The following is a 20,436-nucleotide window of genomic DNA, read 5'->3' as shown; positions in this document are numbered from 1 at the left end:
CACATGGCAGTGCGGCACCTCACACCTGTCCGCACTTGACCGGAACGAACGGGGGGCACGGGCACTCATGGCGCGCATCATCAAGGTCGGCGACCCCGTCAACGACGCCGAGCGGATGGTCCTGCGCCACCTCCGTGACAACGCCCCGGACGACTGGACGGTGATCTCCAACTTCGAGATCTACCGCGGCCGTCAGTGCTTCGAGGTCGACCTCGCGATCCTGACCGACCGGGCCTGCTACATCGCCGACACCAAGGGCACGCACGGGCGCATCGAGGTGCGGGGCAAGAAGTGGTACCCGCAGGGGCGGCAGCCGTTCCCGAGCCCGGTCAGGAAGTTCCGCGAGCACGCCAAGACGGTGGGAAGCCTGCTGCGGCAGTCGCATCTGTCCCCGCTGATCGGATCGGTGTGGTGCGAGGAACTAGTGATCCTGCCGTACGACGACGCGCTGTTCGTGGACCACGACGGGAGGGACGAGAAGAACACCGTCCTGCTGCGAGAGCTGGTCTCCTTCCTGTCCGGTCACCAGCCGTCGCGGCTCGGGGCGAACACGCCCCAGATGTCCATCACCGGCCTGCATGAGGACATCGCCCGCGCGCTGAACGCCGTATCGCGAGCGCCGTCGGTGCGCCGGTTCGGGGTCTACGAGGCGATCGAGACGCTCGTAGAAGCGGATCCGCAGCCGGAGGCCGGGGCGGAGGCGGACGCCGAGGATCGGGTGTCCGTCTACCGGGCGGTGCAGCCGGACCAGCCGAACTCGGGGACGTACCTCATCCAGGTGCACACCGTCGACCCGCTGCTCCCCGAGGCGGAGCAGACGCGCGAGCGGGAGCGGATCGGCAATCCCCTCCAGGCGCTGAACAAGCTGCCCCCCAACCCGCACATCGTGCCCTGCGTGCAGGTGCTGCCGCTGGAGGACGAGACCGGGTACTTCGTCGTGCTGAAGGACGTGCAGGCCGAGGCGCTGCGGGTGCGGATGACGGACGGGCCCGCGCAGCTGGGGGCGGACGCCCGTCGCCGCATCCTGTCCGGTGTGCTGTCCGGACTCGCGCTCGCGCACGCCTACCGGGTGGTGCACCGGCACCTCACCCCGGACACGGTCCTGGTCGCCCGCAACGGCACTGCGATGCTCACCGGCTTCGACTATGCCCACACGGGGCAGAAGCGGGCCGGCACCGTCGCCTTGGACGCGTACGAGCATGCAGAGGCCGCGTATCTCGCGCCCGAGTGCGTAGAGGAACCCGGACGGTTCTCGGCCGCTTCCGACATCTTCGCCGCGGGCGTGCTCTTCCATGAGCTGTACACCGGCGAACTGCCCTCGGTGACCGGCGGGGCGCGGCTGGCCGACAGCCTGGAGGCGGCCGAGGTAACCCCGGAGATCGGGGAGTTGATCCGCCGGATGCTCGCCGCCGATCCGGCCCCGCGTCCGACAGCCCGGGAGGCGATCGGCGAGCTGGAGCGGCTGCTGCGGGGCAGCGGTTCCTCAGGTTCGGGTGGCGGCATCGGCTGGACGGCGACCGGGGGCGGATCGCCCGACGACCCTTTCGACTGGTCGAACCCCTACAGCTACCGCAACCTGCCCGACGGATTCCGGCTCACCGAGAAGTTCCACGTACGCAAGAAGCTCGGGCAGGGCAAGTTCGGTGTCGTGTACCAGGTGTTCAACACCCTCGACGACACCGACGAGGTCCTGAAAATTATCACCAGTGATCCGGAGTCAGTCGGCATCCGGCTGAAGGGCGAATACCGGATCCTGCGCCAACTGCCCGCGCACCCGAACCTGGTGCGCGTTATCGACGCCGACTGGCTTCCCAAGGGTCAATTCCCTTACCTGCGCATGGAGTTCGCCGAGGGTCAGGACTTGCAAGCGTCGGCCACACGCGAGCGTCGCCTGGGCGCCGCCGACGTCGTACGGCTTCTGGAGGACTGCCTGGCCGGGCTCGGCCATCTGCACGACAACGGCGTCTACCACTGCGATGTCAAGCCGAGCAACCTGCTGTGGACGGCGGATGGCACAAAGCTGCTGGACTTCAACGCGGCGGTGTCGGCCGACTCGACGCTGACACCCACGCTGGGCTCCCCCCGCTACCAGGCACCGGACACGGGGTTCAAGGGACGCCCCACACAGGCGGAGCTCGCCGACCTCGACCTGTACGCCCTCGGCGTCTCCGCCTACATCGCGCTGACCGGGACGTATCCCTGGCCGGGGCGTGCGCAGCCGCCCAAGGACGAGGAGGCGCTGGACCCGCGCAAGATCAGCGGCCTTGGCGACCTGAGCCGGCCCTTCGCCAACGTACTACTGCGATCGATCGCTCCCCGTCGCGCCGACCGGTACCGGGACGCGGAGGCATTTCTCGCGGCCGTACGGGCCATAGGAGAGGTACGCCGGATCCGGGGCGGTGACGAGGAAGTGCAGCCGGAGCCCGAGCCGGTCTGCACGACGGACGCCGGGCGGGACGGCACGAACGCCTTCGTCGGCCACCTCCAGACCTTGTACAGCCAGAACTCCCGTACCAACGCGGGTACTCGGGGACTGGACCCGGCGCAGTTCCCGCTGTACGTGGCCACCGCTCTGGACACCGTGCTGCGGGACGACGTCCTTACGGGCCGACACCGGCTGGTCGTCATCACCGGAAACGCCGGCGACGGGAAGACGGCCTTTCTGGAACAGTTGGCCGTCGAGGCCCGCAAGCGCGGTGCCGAGCAGGGTGTCAAGCGTGCCAACGGCGACTACTTCGTTTTCTGGGGCCGCGCCTTCCACACCAACCACGACGGCAGCCAGGACGAAGGAGACCAGGACAACGACGCCGTCCTCGACGCCTTCCTCACCCCCTTCCAGGGAGCGGACGCCGACGCCTGGCCGCAGGACCAGACGCGGCTGATCGCCGTCAACGAGGGCCGTCTCATCGACTTCGTCACCGCGCACGCCGAGCGCTACCCGCTGCTCGCGGACACCGTGCGCAAGGGGCTGGCAGGCGGCGGCGCCGAGCACGGGGTCGCCGTCGTCAACCTCAATACGCGGGACGTGGTCGCCGACCCGGCAGGCGCCGGGGACTCTATCCTGCATCGCATGGTCCAGGCGATGACCGACCCCAAATACTGGAGCGGCTGCGCCTCCTGCGAGCTCGCACCCCGCTGCTACGCCCGGCACAACGCCCAGACCTTCGCGCACCCCACTGCCGGGCCCGTGGTCACCGAGCGGCTCGCCGCGCTGTACCGGATGTCTCATCTGCGCGGACGACTCCACATCACACTGCGCGACCTGCGCTCCGCCCTGGCCTACATGCTCACCTCGGGCCGGGACTGCGCCCAGATCCATGAGCTCTACCAGCGCCCGGACAGTGTCCAGGAGCGGCTGGACAGCTTCTACTTCACCAGCTGGGCCGGCCTGCACACCGGTGGCGCACACGAACTGGACCGGCTGCTGGCCCAGTTGCGTGAGCTGGACGTGGCGACCGTGCCCGATCCGCAGCTCGACCGTAAGCTCGACTATGTGGGCCCGGACGGCGGCCACAGCCTGATCTCCGTCGACCAGCGCGGCAGCCACGACGCGGAGCTCCTCGCCGACCGGTTCGCCGCTCTGCCCCGCACCCCCGCGGGCGGCCAGACGGAGGCCACGGCGCATCGTGCCTACCTCGCCGCCGCCCGGCGCCGCTTTTTCTTCGAGAGCCTGGACGGCGAGCGATGGAAGTCTCTGCTCACCTACCGGGCGGGCGGCAGGTTCCTCGACCTGCTCGCCGGGGAGGGGCCAGGGCAGGCGGAACTGGACCGGATCATCGAAGCCGTCAACCGGGGCGAAGGCCTGCCCGGAGCCCTGTACGACGGCGAGCGCGCTCTGGCACTCCAGGTCAGGTCCGTGCCCGGCGGCACCGTCCGCAGCCACCGGTTGTTCCCCGCCGACCGTTTCACCATCGAAACGGGCAGGCCCGCGGCATCCGACTACGTGGAGACCAGCCCCCGCGAGATCATTGTGCGGTACCGGGGACGGACCCCCGACGGATCGGCCGAGCACCGGGCAGAACTCGTGGTCCGCCTCGACCTGTATGAACTCCTCTACCGGCTGCACGCGGGCCATCAGCCAGGAGTGGAGGACCGCCAGGGACAGAACCTGGCTCTGGCGGTGTTCAAGAACGCGCTGTCGGCCACCTCGTACCAGGAGGTGCTGCTCACCGCACCGGGCAGCGTGCCGCACCGCATCACCCGGCTGCTGGACGGAGCGCTGCGGCTCGGGCCCGCCAGCGAGACGAACGGCGCGGCGAAGAAGGGGAAGTGATGGTGCTGCGCAAGCGGGACAGCGAGTTCCGGCATCTGGGCGTGTCCTACCTGGACTTCAAACGGGTTGAGATGGACCGCGTGCTCACCGGATTCCTGATGCGGGTCAGCCACAACGGCCAGACCAGCAAACTCGCGCGGGGCAAGGCGCTGGCCGACGAGTTCGTGGACGAGTTCCTCGATGAGAAACACGCGGAGAAGTTCCAGGGGTTCAGGGAATCCCCAGAGATCGCGCAGCGCTGGATCGAGACCCAGCTCCTGGACATGGTCAACCGCGGCAAGCCCAACCAAGCCGTGGCTGGACTGCGCCCGCTGCACGGACTGACGTACAAGTTCCGTAACTACAACCACTCCCGCGCCTACGGAGCCGACGCCCAGCTCTACGAGATGCTCCGGCACGCGCGTGGCGGCCGCGGCACGCTGGCCCTGGAGCGGATCCGCGCCTTCTTCTTCACCGGCCTCGACCCGGCCCTGGGCACCCAGCTGCCCGGCACCAGCGTCGACGTCGAGACCCAGGCCGTGCTCCACCTCAACAGTCAAGTCAAGCAGGACTCCCCGACGAGCGTCAAGGGCTGGTACTCGGCGCCTCCGCTGTGCGTGGGCCAGTCCGACCTCCTCGCGGACGACGTCCTGCGGCTGCTGTCCATGCAGGACCTGCTGCCCCGGATCGTCATGGTCGAGTACCTGAAGATCCTCTTCGCGTTCCATCTGGCGCTCGGTCAGCTGAAGGCGATGAAACTGCTGCCTGCCAACGTGGCGCGCTCTTCGGCCGAACCCTCGTGCGGACCGGAGAACTGCCCTTCAGGTGCAGGCGGTCCGGGGGACGGCTTGGCGAGCTGCCCGTTCCGAGTGGGACTGCTCGTCGACGCGGCGGGCGTGCCCGGAACGCCTGCCGCCGCTCTCGCCGAGCGCAGCGCCGAGGTCTGGCTACGGCGCATCCCCGGATTCGTGCGTGCGGGATATGTGGTGCGCAAGCTGGGCGAATTCGCCGACCATCTCGCCGACAGCAAAGAGATCACCAAGCCGTCCCGCGGCTTCTTTACCGTGGCCGAGCTGCTGCAGTACGGCTCGGACGCCTACCGGGAGCGGCGCGAACGGTTCTTCGCGTCCCGCATGGACAACCTGCTCGATGAGACGCCGATCGACGAACAACCCGAGGCTGTCCGCCCGTTGCTCGGGGCGGGGATGGGACTCAGCGCCTTCGAGCAGTACATCGAGCTGATCATGGCGTATCGGGGCAAGTACCACTACGACTACATCGTCGAGGCCATCGACTCGCTGCTGCTCAAGAACCGTCCAGGTGCGGTCATCACCCAGCCGCACAGGGGCCGGCGTCGCTTCGTCATGGACAGCGCACTGCTGGAGGTCCTGGTCCAGATCGCGCTGCTGCGGCCCAACCCGCGCGGTACGAGATCGCGTCTCCCGTATCACACCGAGCAATTGAGGCTGGACGAGTTCATGGACATCCTGCGCACCCGCTACGGCCTCCACATCGACCGATTGCCGTCCGACGACGGATTTCCCGCAGCCGGCTTTGAGGAGCAGGCCGCCCTGCGGGCGAACGCCGAGGCGTTCACCACCCGGATGCGGGAGATCGGCTTCTACAGCGATCTGTCCGACGCGTACCTCACTCAGGTGATCACGCCCAGGTTCGCGATCTCCGTGGACGGCACCGTCATGGCGGGTGGGAGGTGAACTCGATGGCACGCGGACTGACCGAGATCACCGAGGCGCAGTGGCGGGACGCCCTGGAGCACGCCCTGCTCCCGCGGCTGGCCGCCATACTGCGTGCCAGGCAGGCCGGGCACTGCATGCGGCTGGGAGATCTGGACACCGACCTCGCCACACGACTGGTGCGCGGGCTGCGCACGCTCGTCCCGGAGGCGCAGGTATTCGTCCTGGGCGCGGGCGACGGACGGATCCCCGCTGACGTCGCGGTCACCAGCACCAAGCTCGTCGAACTACGCAATCCCGACGAGGAGGGCGGGCTGCGGCCGCCGCTGCTCGTCTTCGTACCGCCGGGCGCCCGGGCCAGCGCCGAGGATTCCTTCGGCGTCGCCACGTTCGAGCAGCTCTCCCTCGACGACGTACACGCGAAGCTCAAGGCATCGCTTGTGCGCGAGCTGCCCGACACACTGCGTCCGGCGGTCACCGAGCTGCTGGAACGGCAGGCCGAGGAAGGGGGCGCGGTCGCGGACGACCGGGCGGCGGTGCGGTACCTGCTGACACTCCGGGAGAACGACTACGATCCCGAGGCGGCCGGGGCGGCGGTCCATCTGCTCGGTTTGATCCCCGACTTCGGCCTGTTCCAGGATCCGACGCTGGTCGGCCGCAAGGCGGACCGCAACCGCAGGACCGTGGCCAAACTCACCGAGGCGACGACCACCGACCGCCAACGGGTGCTGAGCCTGGGGCTCCCCCAGAACTCGCCGGCGGCACAGGAGTTCGTCAGCCGACTCGTGCGCTTCGCCGCCCGCACCGGCCTCGACACCCCCTCCCGCTGGTGCCGCGCGATCGCTGTGGACCCGGACAACTGGCCGCTCGCCTTCCACCACTGGCCGCAGGAGAACGCGCCCGGAGACGAACAGGTCGGCATCGAGGTCCACGAACTGACCGTGCTGCCCAAGGCGGGGCAGAACGAGGACGATCTTCGCAACCATCCTGCGCTGGAGCGGCTCTTCGGCGGGCAGTACCTATTGCCTGGCGGACTCACCTCGCTGCCCGTGTCTTTCACCGTCGACCCCGACCCACGCCACATCGCCGGCCTCGCACGCTTCTCGATCCAGATCCTCTCCGAAAGCGAGACCGACGAGGATCGCGGCTCCACCACTGTCAGCCCGACCGGGTTCACCGCCACGCTCTCCGTGGCCAAGTCCGCCAAGACGGTCTACAAGACGTACATCAAACTGAAGAAGAGCCGTAAAGCCGACTGGGAGGAAGGCTGGCACTTCGTCAGGGTCACGCCGCTCGACACCAACGGCGACCCCATGCGGGTTGCCGGTGCCGACGGCACACACCGGCCGCACGAGAGCGACCGCTTCTACGTCGTCCCCGACGCCGAGTTCGACGACCCGCCCGTCCAGCGCTCCCAGCATGCTCCCGGTCTGGCCCAGGCGATCGACCGGTTGCGCTTTGCCGCACGGGCTGAAGGCCGTGATCCATGGCGGGTGTCCTGCCGCACCGTTGGCTGGGGGGCCAAAACGGCCAAGACCTGGCCGCTGCGGGCGGCCTTCGGGCCCGCCGGGCTGGTCACCGTCGACCTGCCCATTCCGCTCGCCGAGGCCGAGGAACAGATGCTGGCCCGGCCGCACGCGCTCGAAGGCCCCCGGCTGAGCGTTGACGCCTCGGGACGGTGGCAGCTCAGTGACGACGAGTCCTTGGCCGTCACTCCTGCCGAGGACAGTGACTTCGACGACTACCTCCGGGCCCGCGCCACACTGTTCGCCGCCGTCCGCGCCGACGCGGACGGCTCCGCGCCGCTCGTTCTGGAAGGCACCGACCCACGCACCATCCGCAAGGAAGCCGAGAGCTGCGCGGAGACGTACCTCAGGGCGGTCACCCGTTGCGTCCGCGCGCTGGAGAACCCCCGGAGCGGCACAGCCGAGCAGGACCGGGCCGAACTTGCGCTGCTGCTGCGCACCGACACCGTGGCGGCGGAACTCGCCGATGTGCAGGGCGGGCGGCGTCAGCTGGTGCTGGTCTCCCCGACCCATCCGCTGCGGGTGCTGTGGTGGTGCGGGCAGGCGGCCCTGGCCGACCACTGGCTTGACCGTACCGAGGGCCAGGACAAGAACCGCGTCCTGGAGACTCTGCACAGCCTGGTCGAGCGGCTCGCCCCGCTGGGATTCCCGCTCGTCGTTCCTCTCACCACTGGCGAACTGACTTTCGCGGCCGGACAGCTCACCGACTACTGGCAGGTCTGCCTGCCCAGCGAGACCGCCGACCCGAGAGGGACAGTCTCGCGGCTCGCATCCGCCCTCGGAGTTAGCGACAGCTCCACCACATCCGGTGTGATCACAGGCGCCGACCTCGCGGACCGGGTCGAGCGCTATGTGCGCCTCCACCCTTATGCGGACAGCCTCGTCATCAACGCCCTCGGTGTCGGCCGGGGCGAGGTGCTGGCCTCGATGCTGATCGAGCTCCAGGGGCGTAAGCACCTGTCCCATCTGCGATACACGGTCCGGCTCTTCACCGACCACCCCCAGGAGCCATGGGTGGGCGAAGCGGTCACCGATCTGTTCTCACCGGGATCGGGACCGAGAGCCGCCGCCGCCGAGCCCTTCGGCACGCCCGGTGACCCGCTGCGGCCGAAGCTCGCCGTCGTGGTGCGTGACGCCGCCGACCTGCGCACCCGTGCGACTGATTTCCCCGCCCATCTCAGCATCCTGTTCGATCCGTTCGGCGGCGAGCAGTTCGACATCGCGCCAGGCGCGCGCACCTCGGGCAGAGCGGCGGCACACGGCCTCGTCCAGGAGCTGACCAGCTACTACGCCGAGGACGAGGAGTCCGTGGCCTGGAGCCGCCAGCCCCGACACGGCGCCACGGACCCAGTGCCCGGAGCCGAGGAAACGGGTGACCTGATGGCGGCGCTGCCGGAAGCCCTGTCGGCCGCCGTGGTCGCCGTGACATCCGGAGAGCTACTCCCCGGGCATCTGCCGCAGATAACGCTGCGACTGTCGGCCCGGGACAAGGCTCTGCTGCATGACGTGCACCAGGCCAGTGACTGGGTCGTGACGGTGGACCGGACCCTCGGCGTGGAGTACTTCGATCACGGCCGAGCCGATCGGCCCGAATACGTCATCGACTACTCGGCGACCGCGCAGACCGGCATGGGCCATCACATCGTGGTCTCGTCGCGATCGGTCGACGAGCTGCGCGCGCTGGTCGGGCCCGTCCTCGACGACAAGCAACTGAGCATCGAACCACGCCATCTGACGACCTTCTTCGACCAGCTCAGGGAGCTCTCCGGCAGCTTCGCCTTCAAGCTTGCCGCGCTCGGCAGCAGCAGCCGAACCGAGGTCCTGGGGCTCGCTCTGACCAGGCTGTACCTGGGGTACCAAGGAGCCCTGCACAACCAGGTCCTCATCCCGCTGGATGCGCACATCGACCTCTACGGCGAGGCGCAGCGCCGCGCCGCCGCCGGCGACAGTGCGGTCAGATTGCACCGGACCGACCTGGCACTGTTCGACCTGGACGCCGAACGCAGAGCCGTGGTGTGCCGGTTGATCGAGGTCAAGTGCTTCACAGGGGCGGGTGGCCTGGGCGCGTACGACACCAAGAAGAAGCAGATCAGCCAGCAGATCGACAACAGCCGGACGGTCCTGGCCGCACAGTTCGACCCCCGAGTCGAGCGGCCCGACCGTCCGCTTCAGAACCTCACCCTCCGCTCGCTCCTCGGCCACTACCTGGCGCGCGCCAACCGTTACGGCCTCTTCGACGAGAAGGGGTACGACGAGGCGCGCTGGCTCCTCGACCACCTCGACCACGGTTACACCCTGGAGTTCGCGGGCACGGGTCTCATCTTCGACCTGGGCGGGGACGGCACGGACGTCGAGACCGACGGCGGCATCACCTTCCACCGTATCGGCCGTCGGCAAGTGACCGAACTGCTGGACGCCGTGGAGACCGAGTATCTCGGCGGGCCGGTCCGCAGTGCACCCCATCTGCTGGTGGAGAAGGAGCTGGCGGGGATCGAACGAGGGGAAGCCACCCAGACCCTGCGCCCGAGGGTCCGCAGCCGTGAACTCCCAGAGGAACCCGGTCCGCTCAGCGCTGCACTGGACGACGAGGTCGTGTCGGAAGTGGTTGATGGTGCGGCGGCGTCCACGGAGGCGGAGACGCCGGAAACCGCTGGGCAGCGCGACTCCGAGCCCGCGGACGGCGGAACCCAGGTTGTGGAATCGTCGAACGTCGAGGACGTGTTGCCAGATCAGGAACCGGACGTGTCCGCATCAACGACGTCCTCCCAGACTCCAACCATGCCGGTCCAGGCAGGTCCGGGAGAGTCCGCGTACTCGGCTGGTCCGGGGAACAACTTGCCCGTCCCGGACGTCTTCCTCGGGGTTTCGAAGCCGAGCAAGCAATACGGCCTGCTCGGTACTAGCGCCGGCCGGAAGGTCGCCCTGGACCTCAACGAGACGCACACCATCAGTCTGTTCGGCGTGCAAGGCGGAGGGAAGAGCTACACCCTCGGGTCGATCCTGGAGATGGCGAGCCTGCTGGCCTCGGGTGTCAACGAACTCCCGCATCCCCTGGCCAGCATCGTCTTCCACTACAGCGACACGCAGGACTACGCCCCCGAGTTCACCAGCATGACCCAGCCCAACAGCGACCCGGATCAGCTGGCAGCACTCCGGGAGCGTTACGGAGCCGAGCCCGCGGCGCTATGCGACGTCTTGCTGCTCGCCCCCGCCGACATGGTGGAGGAGCGCAAAGAGGAGTATCCGGATCTGGATGTACGACCCCTGAAGTTCTCGTCCTCCGAGCTAAAGGCCGCTCACTGGCGGTTCCTGATGGGTGCTGTCGGCAACCAGGCTCTTTACATCCGCCAGCTCGGCAGAATCATGAAGGGCAACCGCAACAACCTGACGCTGGACGCGATCCGGCTCGGAGTGGAGCAGTCCTCCCTCTCGGACACACTCAAGCAACTGGCCTACGACCGCCTGGAATTGGCCGCCGAGTACATCGACGACGACGCCCGGCTGCAGGATCTCGTACGGCCCGGCCGACTGATCATCGTCGATCTGCGCGACGGCTACATCGGAGAGGACGAGGCGCTGGGACTGTTCGTCGTCCTCATGCAGCTGTTCGCCGATGCCCGCCATGAGGGGCAGGTGTTCAACAAGTTGGTTGTATTCGATGAGGCGCACAAGTACATTCGCAGCCCCGATCTCGTGGACGGCCTGGTTTCCAGCGTCCGTGAAATGCGGCATAAGGGGATGTCCATTCTCGTGGCCAGCCAGGATCCGCCGTCCGTGCCGATCTCGCTGATCGAACTTTCCAACCACATGGTGCTGCACAAGTTCACCTCGCCTGCGTGGCTGAAGCATTTGCAGAAGGCTAATGCTGCGCTATCCGCCCTGACTGCGGAGAAGATGGCCGCGCTGAATCCCGGTGAGGCGTTCGTGTGGTCGGGTAAGGCCACAGATGAAGCCTTCACTCGCGGCGCTGTGAAGATCAAGTGCCGTCCACGTGTGACGAGTCATGGAGGGGCAACCAAAACAGCCATTGGATGACAGCGGTCCGGGTGCATCGAAATTTTGGCTGACCTTCACTGCCCGAGAGGAGCACACATGCTTAGCTCGTATGAGTTGTTGGATTTCGGTGACAGTACTTACATGTCGGCAGAGGGTGCGGGTGGGCTGCTGGGCGACCGATCGGCGGTCGGATGCCTTTGGGTGATTGCGTATCATGCAGCATGAATGCTCACGGTTCCTGGAATGTGTAAGCCTTGGGCTTGAACTCGGAAGGTAGGTCTAAGGAAGGTCTAGGTTATGCACGACTGGCCGGGTTTTTATTCTCGAGCATTATCCGGGTTGACAGGAGACTCTGGCCGTCGTCCTGCCGAGGTGAACTGACCGACTTCGGAGAGTCGTGAATGTCCGTTCTCTGTGCAAGTCCACGGCTTCGAACTCGGTAGATTAAACCGCCTGCCTCGAACTATCGCGACAGGGTGGCCGTAACAAATCACCGATTTTCAGGCTTCTGGTCCTGCTTCCAGCAGCGATCCGTGTGGCAGACGGGAAGATGGAACGCCCGCTGCTTCGGCAGCCTCTGGCCCGGAGACACAGCATGCGTAACCAATCCAAGCTGGGGTTAAGGCTGCTTCCTGAATGTTCAGAACGCCGCCAAGTGCGTGGGCATCTCGGTGCGAGGTACCAGTCGGAGCCCTCTCGGCCGTGGCCGACCCACAGGCGGCGCAGCCAGCCACGTGGCTTAAGAACGGTCTCGTAGACGGCCCAGAGCGTCGTCCGGGTCCCGGCCTCCTCGGCGGTCTGCCGCCCACTGGCGTGGTGCAGGGGGCTGCCCGTGATCTCGGCGAAGTTTAGATGCGCCCGGAGCACCCGCAGAGCGGGTAGCCCCTGTTTTCCCCATGCCAGGACGTTATTTCGATCCGGTCGCGCAGTGCGGTGAGGATCTTGTGCGCCTCGTCCCGGCCCCAGTGCCCTAGGGCTGTCGACCGTGGTCGAGGCGCTGGCCCAAGCCTGGCGGATGTACTCCAGGCCGTGAGCCTACCCGGAGCGCGCAGCGCGATGTGCAGTGCCGACCGTTTGCCCTCGTGTTGGGGTGTAGCAGCAGCCGGCTCAGCTCATCGGCCGTTCCGCCGGCACGGGCAACGTGGCAGGCGATGACCGCCGTGATCCGGTGCCTGTGCTCGGCCGACTTCTGACGGTCATCGCGCAGGACCACCGTCCGGCTGTCGGAGCCGAGCCTGCTGATGCGCCCGTCCCGGAACCTGCACGGTGACCGTTCCGTCTCCGGTGCGCCCCTGACCGCCCGGCCGGCCAACGACCCGTTTGCCGACCGCGTGCGGCGAGTCGGGATGGGATCGTGATCCGCCCGCTGTCAACTGCGGGTGCCGCACGAGTCAGCCGTCGATGGGCTCGCGGACTACGCGACCACCGCCGGGTTCGCCTGCGGTATGCGAAGGCAGCAGCGAGCAGACGTCCCGTCCGACCCCTTCCAGACTGCTCTAGGCGGAGAGCCCCACTCGTCTGCTGTCGGTGGTCTCCGGCCAGCGAATGTGCTGGTCGGGGCTGCTTCTCTGTCGGCCGAGGGGCTCGGCCAGCAAGCCCCGTTCCGTGCATTGCTGGAGGAGCTGGCGATCCTCCGGCTCAAGACGTCCTTGGGCTCTCCAGCGGGCGTCTGCCCCGCTCGTCCGCCAACACACTCGCGTTCCGTCTCGACCCGCACGCACATGTTGAGGCATCGGTCACAGCGGGGCCGTGTCCGGCGTGTCAGTGGGAAAACGAGTTCTCACCGGAAAGGAGGCTGATGTGGCACGCGATCGGATCGCCCTGGCTGAGGTGCTGGCAGCGGCGGAGGATGCCGCGCCGGTGCGCTCTCTCGATGTCGTGGCCCACAATCTGCGCGAGCGGTTCGGTGCCCGATACGTGTCGTTCCTGTTCCTCGATGTCGTCGGCCGACGTCTGTTGCGGGTGAACGAGGAGGCCGCGACGCCCCAGGAGCGTCGCGCTGAAGAGGTCCCCTTCGACGACAGCGTCTACGACGAGGTCCTGCGCGTGCAGCAGACGGTGCGGGCGCCGGAGGGCGAGCGTGGGCACAGGGTGCTCACCCCCGTCACCAACCGCGGTGACGCCATCGGCGTCCTGGAGCTGTTCCTCTCCGAGGCCACTCGGGAAGTACTGGAGCAGGTCGAAGAGGCCGCGCACGCGCTGGCGTACATCATCGTCACCGACCGCCGCTTCACCGACCTCTACCACTGGGGCAACCGCACGACCTCGGTCAGTCTGGCCGCGGAGATCCAGCGCCAGCTGCTGCCCTCCGCCCCGTCCTGCGAGGCCCCGGAGTTCGCGCTCGCCGGTGCGCTGGTCCCGGCCGCCGACATCGCTGGTGACACGTACGACTACACCCTCGACCACGACACCCTGCACCTGTCCGTCACCGACGCCATGGGCCACGACGTGAGCGCCGCGCTCATGGCCACTCTCCTGGTCAACGCCTCCCGCGGCGCCCGCCGTGCCGGGTGCGACCTCGCCGAACAGGCCCGCCGGACCCACGAGGCCCTCCTCGCCCACGGCCGACAGACCTTCGCCACCGGCCAGTTGCTGCGCATCGCCCTGGACGGCACCAGCTCCCAACTCGTCAACGCCGGCCATCCCTGGCCCCTGCGGCTGCGCGACGGCACGGTCGACGAACTGCGTCTGGCAGTGAACCTGCCGTTCGGCGTCGCCACGCACAAGGGACCGTACCGGGTGCAGGATTTCGACCTGCGCCCCGGTGACCGCCTCGTGCTGCACACCGACGGCATGCAGGAACGCCAGGCGAAGAAGGTCGACCTCCCCGGCCTCATCCGTGACACCGCCGCCGAGCACCCGCGCGAGGTCGTGCGGACTCTGGCCACCGCGGTCACCGACGCCTGGGACGGCCATCCACAGGACGACGCCACCGTCCTGTGCCTGGACTGGCACGGCCCCCAGGTCCGAAGACCGCCGGGAGAACGCCGCCGCCGACGCCCCGACTGAGGGCCGGCGGGCGGACCGGACTACACCTGCTTGGCGCCGCCGTCGATGAAGATCTCGGCTCCGGTGATGAAACTGGACTGGTCGGTGGCGAGGAAGAGCGCGAGGTTGGCGACTTCCTCCGGCCGGCCCATGCGGCCGAGGGGGACGATGCCGGCGAGGGTCTCCCGCAGCTGCGCGGCCCCTGCCTCGTCCGCGGCGAGACCGTTGAGGCCGGGGGTGGTGATGGGGCCGGGGGAGATGGTGTTGACGCGGATACCGCGTCCGCTGAGTTCGTTGGCCCAGGTGCGGGAGAAGGCGCGGATGGCGGCCTTGGAGGCGCCGTAGACACCGAAGGCCGGATCGCCGGAGACACCCGCGATGGAGCCTGTGAGGATCACGGAGGCGCCGTCGACCAGATGGGGAAGCGCCTTCTGGACGGTGAAGACGGTGCCCTTCACATTGCTGTCGAAGGTGGTGTCGTAGTGCTCCTCGGTCGTCTGGTCGAGGGGGGCGAACTCGCCGCCGCCGGCGTTGGCGAACAGGACGTCGATGCGGTGTCCGGCGTCGGCGACGGTGGCGTAGAGCCGGTCGAGGTCGGCCAGGTTCGCGCTGTCGGCCTGTACCGGGGTGACGTTGCCGCCGATCTGCTCGGCGGCCTTGTCGAGGGTCTCCTTGCGGCGTCCCGTGATGTAGACGTGGGCGCCTTCCTGTGCGAAGCGCTGGGCCGTGGCCAGCCCGATGCCGCTGGTGCCGCCGGTGATGACGACCGTCTTGCCGTCCAGCTGTCCCATGATGTCTCTCCTGTATCCGTGGCGAAAGAAGATGATGCGTCAACCATCTAGATGATACGTCACCTATTTTGTTTTCGCTGGCTCAGTGGTCCATCGCGGCATGCGTGTGTGTGCTTCGCCGAAGTGTCCGGCTGTCGCATCGCGCCGTGCGAAGATGCCGCCCGGTTCATCCGCGTCCGCGCGGGACGCTGCTTCCCCTGGCGGCACCCGCCGTGGCGCTGGTCGTCAGCGCCAGCCGAGTTCCGGCGCGACGTGCGTCAGGATGCTGTCGACGACATGCGCGTTGTAGTCGACACCGAGCTGGTTGGGCACCGTGAGCAGCAGGGTGTCGGCGGCGGCGACGGCCTCGTCCTCGGCGAGCTGCTTGACGAGCACGTCGGGCTCTGCGGCGTAGGACCGGCCGAAGATGCTGCGTGTGCTGGGATCGATGTAGCCGATCTGGTCCGTCGAGTTGCGGTCCCGGCCGAAGTACGCGCGGTCCCGCTCGTCGACGAGCGGGAAGATGCTGCGGCTGACCGACACTCGGGGGGCGCGGGTGTGCCCCGCGGCGCGCCATGCCTCGTGGTACGCCTCGATCTGCTTGCGCTGCTGGACGTGGAGCGGCTCGCCGCTCTCGTCGTCCTTGAGGGTCGAGCTCTGCAGGTTCATCCCGAGCCCGGCGGCCCAGGCCGCGGTGGCGTTCGAGCCGGAACCCCACCAGATGCGGTCCCGCAGCCCCTCGGAGTGCGGTTCGATGCGCAGCAGGCCCGGCGGATTGGCGAACATCGGCCTGGGGTCGGGCTGTGCGAACCCCTCTCCCCTGAGCACCTCGAGCAGTTCCTCGGTGTGTGCGCGAGCGAGGTCGGCGTCGGTTCCGCCCTCCGGCGGCCGGTACCCGAAGTGCCGCCAGCCGTCGACGACCTGCTCCGGTGAGCCCCGGCTGAGGCCGAGCTGGAGCCGGCCGCCCGAGATCAGGTCGGCCGCGCCCGCGTCCTCCGCCATATACAGGGGGTTCTCGTAGCGCATGTCGATCACGCCGGTGCCGATCTCGATCCGGCTGGTGCGCGCGCCGATCGCCGCGAGCAGCGGGAACGGTGAGGCGTGCTGCCGGGCGAAGTGGTGAACCCGGAAATAGGCGCCGTCCGCCCCCAGCTCCTCGGCGGCGACCGCCAGGTCGATCGCCTGCAGCAGGGAGTCCGCCGCGGAGCGCGTCTGCGAGTGCGGCGACGGCGTCCAGTGCCCGAAGGACAGGAACCCGATCTTTTTCATACCGCTTTCAACAATCGGTGACCGTGTTCATTCCGCTGACCTGGTGGCCCGGCCGGGCGCGGGCGCAGAAGTCCCGGCGACTGCTTGCGTGAACCGACTCCGGTCTCCGCGGAGACCCGGGATCTTCCGCGGAAACCCCGGGATCTTCGCGAAGACCCCGGGATTCTCCGCGAGGACCCGGGACGGACGACTCGACACACCGTGCGGTTCGCGAGGCCGGGTTGGCGGCCGGTGCCCTGGTTCGTGAGGCCTTCCGCCCATACCGGTTGTGCACGCCGAATGAGGCCTCTGGGAACGGTGGGCGCCGCCTGTGGGGATCCCCGATTACTTGGATCGACTGGATTACTTGGTGTCGATCTTCTCGATGACCGTGTCGGTGATCTCCGCGAGGAGGGTGATCTGGCCGGGCGAGAGGTGGTCGAGGAAGAGGCGCCGGACGTCCTTGACATGCTGTGGCGCGGCGGCCTCCAGGGCGGCACGGCCGGCCGGGGTGACCATCATGTACGCCCCACGTCCGTCGTCGATGCACTCCTCCCGGGCGACCAGCCCGCGCTTCGCCATGCGTGCGAGTTGGTGCGACACCCGGCTCTTCTCCCACCCGAGCACCTTCGCGAGTTCCAGCACGCGCAGTCGGTCGCCGGGTGCGCGGCTCAGCTCGGCGAGCACGGGATAGTCGGTCGCGGACAGCCCGAACTCGCTCTGCAGCGTCCGTCCGGCCTGATTGACCAGCAGGTCGTGCATGCGCAGCATGCCGCGCCAGGCTCGTTCCTCGACGGGACTCAGCCAGCGGGGTGCTTCCTCCTCCATGGCCCCACCCTATGAGAAGGTTGACCCTTCCACCATCCTGCCCGCGAGGCCTCGGACGACTGTTCGTTCTCGAGCGACCATGCCGTCAAGGCTTTCGTCCCCGTGGCCGCTCCGCTGACCACCAGCCGCCGCCTGGGGGCGCTGGTCCTGCTCGCGGTGCCCCCGCCCGTGCGAAGGCGCGGCCGGTCATCTCGTCGGCTCACGGCGGCGGGCCGGGTCGGCGGCCGACGGCGCGCCGATGTCGGGGAGTGTGCGTCTGTGTCTGTCGGCCCGGGGCGCCCGGTCAGGTCCGCTTGCGCGGGTGCAGCACAGCCAGATATGTGATACATCAACTATATGCATCGCGTGGATGAAGCGCGAACTTGGCAAGGAAGGGGGCGAGTCGTCATGTCGAACGCCGTTGTCATGACTGGGTACGGTCCGCCGGACGTCCTGAAGTGGGCGGAGGTTCCCATGCCGGAGCCCGGTGACGGGGAGATCCGGATCAGGGTCCGTGCTGCGGGGGTGGGCCCGACCGACCTGGACATCCGGGCCGGTCGCCTCAGGTTCCCCCTGCCTCCGGACCCCGTGCTGGGCTACGAGGTGGCCGGCGTCGTAGATGCCGTCGGTCCCGGCGTCGCGGGCACGCGCGTCGGCGACGAGGTGGCCGCCCTCCTCTTCGGCCGCGGCGGCTACGCCGAGTACGCGGTGGCCTCGATCTGGACGCACAAGCCGGAGTCGGTGTCATGGGTGGACGCCGCCGCGCTTCCGAGTTCGGTGGAGGCCGCGGACGGTGTTCTCCGGCAGCTGCGGGTCGAGAGCGGAGAGACGCTTCTGCTTCTCGGCGGGGGCGGTTCGGTGGGCGTGATCGCGACACAGCTGGCGGTCGCCCGGGGCGTGAAGGTCATCAGTGCCGTGGGCGCGCGGGACGAGGACCTGGCCAGGGAGCTGGGAGCATCGCCGGTCCGGTACGGCTCCGGTCTCGTGGCCGCCGTCCGGGCCCTCGGGTCCGTGGACGCCGTCTTCGACGCGGCCGGCAAGGGAGCGCTCGCCGACGCCGTGGAACTCGCCGGAGGGCCGCAGCGTGTCATCACCCTGTCCGACCATGCGGCGCCCGAGTTCGGAGTCGTGCTCTCGGCGCCCACGGCGGACCGCGCTCCCGGCGCTCTGGACGAGGGCATGGCCATGCTGGCCGAGGGGCGGCTGCGCATGAAGGGCCGCAGGCCCATGCCGTTGCAGGAGGCCGCCGAGGCGCATCGCCTGCTGGAGAGCGGGGACGTGCGGGATCGCATCGTTCTCACCGCCGACTCGTGATCCGGCCACCAGCTCTCGGCTCGGGGCTTCCGGTACGGCCGTGAAGGAGGCCCCCCGGGGGGGTTCGTAGGCGGAGCCTCCCGGGTTGGGCCGGAAGCCGGTCCCGGCCGTACCGCCCCGCCCTGGCGACTGCGAAGGCCTGCGGCGGGCCGGTGCCGCCGCAGTCCTTCGCAGTCGGACGGCGTCAGACCGATCCGAGCAGGCCGTCGAGGATGCCCTTCTCGGCAAGGTGGAAGACGAGACCGCCGACGGGAGCGAGAACGGGGCACAGCCAGTAGCGGTACACCCCGGCGCGCGCCAGGTAGGCGGTCAGAAGGGCGGTGAGCAGCGCGCCGACGGTCAGGAAGACGGTCGCGTCTCCCCAGTAATGGAGCACCAGCCCGAACCAGAGCCCCTCGCCCAGCACCACCATCGTGATGACCGCCCCGGCCACCGCCCGCAGGTCCCCCTGCCCTCGCCGTACTGTCCAGCCGGCCCATCCCAGCAGGGGCCCTCCGGCAAGTCCCGCCACCGACCACACGGCGGCGGTCCCGAGCCCTCCGCTCCCGAAGGTGCCGCCGAGCGTGGACGCCGTGTAGTAGCCGCCGCAGGTGGCGAGCATCATCAGCGCCCCGCCCCAGACGGCGAGTTGCCGACTCCGGATCAGGGCGCCGGCCGCGGCGGTCCAGATGATCCAGGTGGACGTCGAGTTGGTCGCCCGGTCCAGCAGGGGCGTCATCCCGTGCAGGCCGTACGTCGCCCAGCCGAGCAGCAGTCCGAAGGCGGTGGTCGCCGTGAGAACGATGACGGGGGCGTCGCGCCGGAGGGCGGTTGTGGAAGCCATGCCCCAGCACTATACATGCGAAGTATACACTCAGTGTTTAGTTCGGTGTTTTAGTAGCCAAGGAGGGCTCGGCTCGTCTGTCACGTACCACCTGTCTCTCCCCCTGGACGGCAGGGCCGTGACCGTGGACCGTTCCGCTGTACCTGAACCGGTGGGGGAGAGCGCCGGCCGGACCGGACGGGCTCGCGAGGCGATGTCGGCCGCCCGGCCGGCGTGGGCGGCCCGGCTCAGCTCCTCACCTCACCGTCGGACTCGCCGACACCGTGCTGTTCGCCGGCGGAGTGAGGACGACCTGCGGCTGGCCCGCGACCGCGGGCGGCGGGGTCAGGGACTGGGCCGGGAGGTTGGGTGAGGTGGTCTCCTGGGCGAGGGCCTGGCTGAAGTCGACCAGGCCGGTCTTCTCCACGACCGTGATGTGGTCCAGGACGGTGTCGTTCGCCTGGTCGGCCAGGGCTCGGACCAGCGAGTTCCTCGTGGTGCTGCGGACGCTCGCGATCGTGGTGAGGAGTTGTCCGTTCGTCGCGCGCAGGGTGGTGGCCAGGTCCGTGTCGAACTGCTTGCCGTTCTCGCCGTTCAGCCGGGACTCGAAGCCCTGCTGTTGTGGTGACGGCTGGTTGGGCAGCGTGATGCCCAGCTGATCCGCGACATTGCGGCAGGCGGCGTCCAGGGAGGCGTCCCCGGCGACCAGTCGCCTCCCGGCGTTCCTGACCGCCTTCGTCGTCCCCTTCTTCGACGCCTTCTGGCCGACGGGGTACTCCCACAGTCCGGCCGAGCGCACCTTGACCACGAAATCCCGGTCGGCTTCCGTCAGCGGTCCGGTCGCCGGGGTGGCGACGACCCGTTCGGGTGCGCTGCTGATCTTCTGGACTCCGAGCATGGCGGGGTAGAGGAGGGAGCCGAGGGTGAAGCTGAGCGCACCACCCACGAAGAGAGTTCCCGCCGCCTTCCGTGAAACGAGCACCGTGTCTCCTGATCCGGTTCTTCGGATCCCGCACGCACAGACATACGGATGAGAGGG

10 protein-coding genes are annotated in these 20,436 nt (G+C 68.6%); 5 read left to right on the top strand and 5 right to left on the bottom strand.

Translation table 11 applies throughout. The annotated features are described in order from the left end of the window. The first annotated feature begins 67 nt into the window (after nt 1–67). From ACFY0P_RS12170 to ACFY0P_RS12155, 4 genes are all read left to right on the top strand, one after another. Nucleotides 68–4,273 carry a protein kinase gene (locus ACFY0P_RS12170; protein ID WP_388910379.1) on the top strand — a complete coding sequence of 1,402 codons (4,206 nt, stop codon included), beginning with the start codon at nt 68–70 and terminating at the stop codon, nt 4,271–4,273. Beyond that, nucleotides 4,273–5,967 (top strand): hypothetical protein, encoded by a 1,695-nt coding sequence (locus ACFY0P_RS12165; protein WP_388910375.1) that lies wholly within the window; start codon nt 4,273–4,275, stop codon nt 5,965–5,967. The genes ACFY0P_RS12170 and ACFY0P_RS12165 overlap by 1 nt, the downstream gene beginning before the upstream one ends. 158 nt (nt 5,968–6,125) lie before the next feature. Further along, nucleotides 6,126–11,507, top strand: a complete 5,382-nt coding sequence (locus tag ACFY0P_RS12160; RefSeq protein WP_388910372.1) for a hypothetical protein — start codon at nt 6,126–6,128, stop codon at nt 11,505–11,507. Between the two features lie 1,761 nt (nt 11,508–13,268). Further along, nucleotides 13,269–14,477 carry a PP2C family protein-serine/threonine phosphatase gene (locus tag ACFY0P_RS12155; RefSeq protein WP_388910369.1) on the top strand — a complete coding sequence of 403 codons (1,209 nt, stop codon included), beginning with the start codon at nt 13,269–13,271 and terminating at the stop codon, nt 14,475–14,477. A 20-nt stretch (nt 14,478–14,497) separates the two neighbouring features. Here the strand turns inward: ACFY0P_RS12155 and ACFY0P_RS12150 are convergent, their stop codons facing one another. From ACFY0P_RS12150 to ACFY0P_RS12140, 3 genes are all read right to left on the bottom strand, one after another. Then, a complete protein-coding gene (locus ACFY0P_RS12150) occupies nt 14,498–15,247 on the bottom strand; it encodes a glucose 1-dehydrogenase (RefSeq protein ID WP_388910366.1) in 750 nt (249 codons plus the stop codon). 225 nt (nt 15,248–15,472) lie between these two features. After that, entirely contained in the window at nt 15,473–16,495 is a 1,023-nt protein-coding gene (locus ACFY0P_RS12145) for an LLM class flavin-dependent oxidoreductase (protein WP_388910363.1), read from the bottom strand. A 342-nt stretch (nt 16,496–16,837) separates the two neighbouring features. Further along, on the bottom strand, nt 16,838–17,236 hold the full coding sequence (locus tag ACFY0P_RS12140; RefSeq protein ID WP_388911439.1) for a MarR family winged helix-turn-helix transcriptional regulator: 399 nt from the start codon (nt 17,234–17,236) through the stop codon (nt 16,838–16,840). A gap of 519 nt (nt 17,237–17,755) precedes the next feature. Here ACFY0P_RS12140 and ACFY0P_RS12135 point away from each other — a divergent pair. Next, nucleotides 17,756–18,595 carry an NADP-dependent oxidoreductase gene (locus tag ACFY0P_RS12135; RefSeq protein ID WP_388910360.1) on the top strand — a complete coding sequence of 280 codons (840 nt, stop codon included), beginning with the start codon at nt 17,756–17,758 and terminating at the stop codon, nt 18,593–18,595. Nucleotides 18,596–18,779: 184 nt separating this feature from the next. Here the strand turns inward: ACFY0P_RS12135 and ACFY0P_RS12130 are convergent, their stop codons facing one another. Together ACFY0P_RS12130 and ACFY0P_RS12125 are read right to left on the bottom strand one after the other, a co-directional pair. After that, complete coding sequence (locus ACFY0P_RS12130; RefSeq protein ID WP_388910357.1) at nt 18,780–19,418, bottom strand: DUF6518 family protein; 639 nt, start codon at nt 19,416–19,418, stop codon at nt 18,780–18,782. A gap of 235 nt (nt 19,419–19,653) precedes the next feature. Continuing rightward, nucleotides 19,654–20,343: a DUF4142 domain-containing protein gene (locus tag ACFY0P_RS12125; protein ID WP_388911436.1), complete on the bottom strand. Its 690-nt coding sequence runs from the start codon at nt 20,341–20,343 to the stop codon at nt 19,654–19,656. Nucleotides 20,344–20,436 lie beyond the last annotated feature (93 nt).

Source organism: Streptomyces sp. NPDC001714, from assembly GCF_042892755.1.
GTDB lineage: Bacteria > Actinomycetota > Actinomycetes > Streptomycetales > Streptomycetaceae > Streptomyces.
This window is presented reverse-complemented; position numbering and strand designations above follow the sequence as displayed.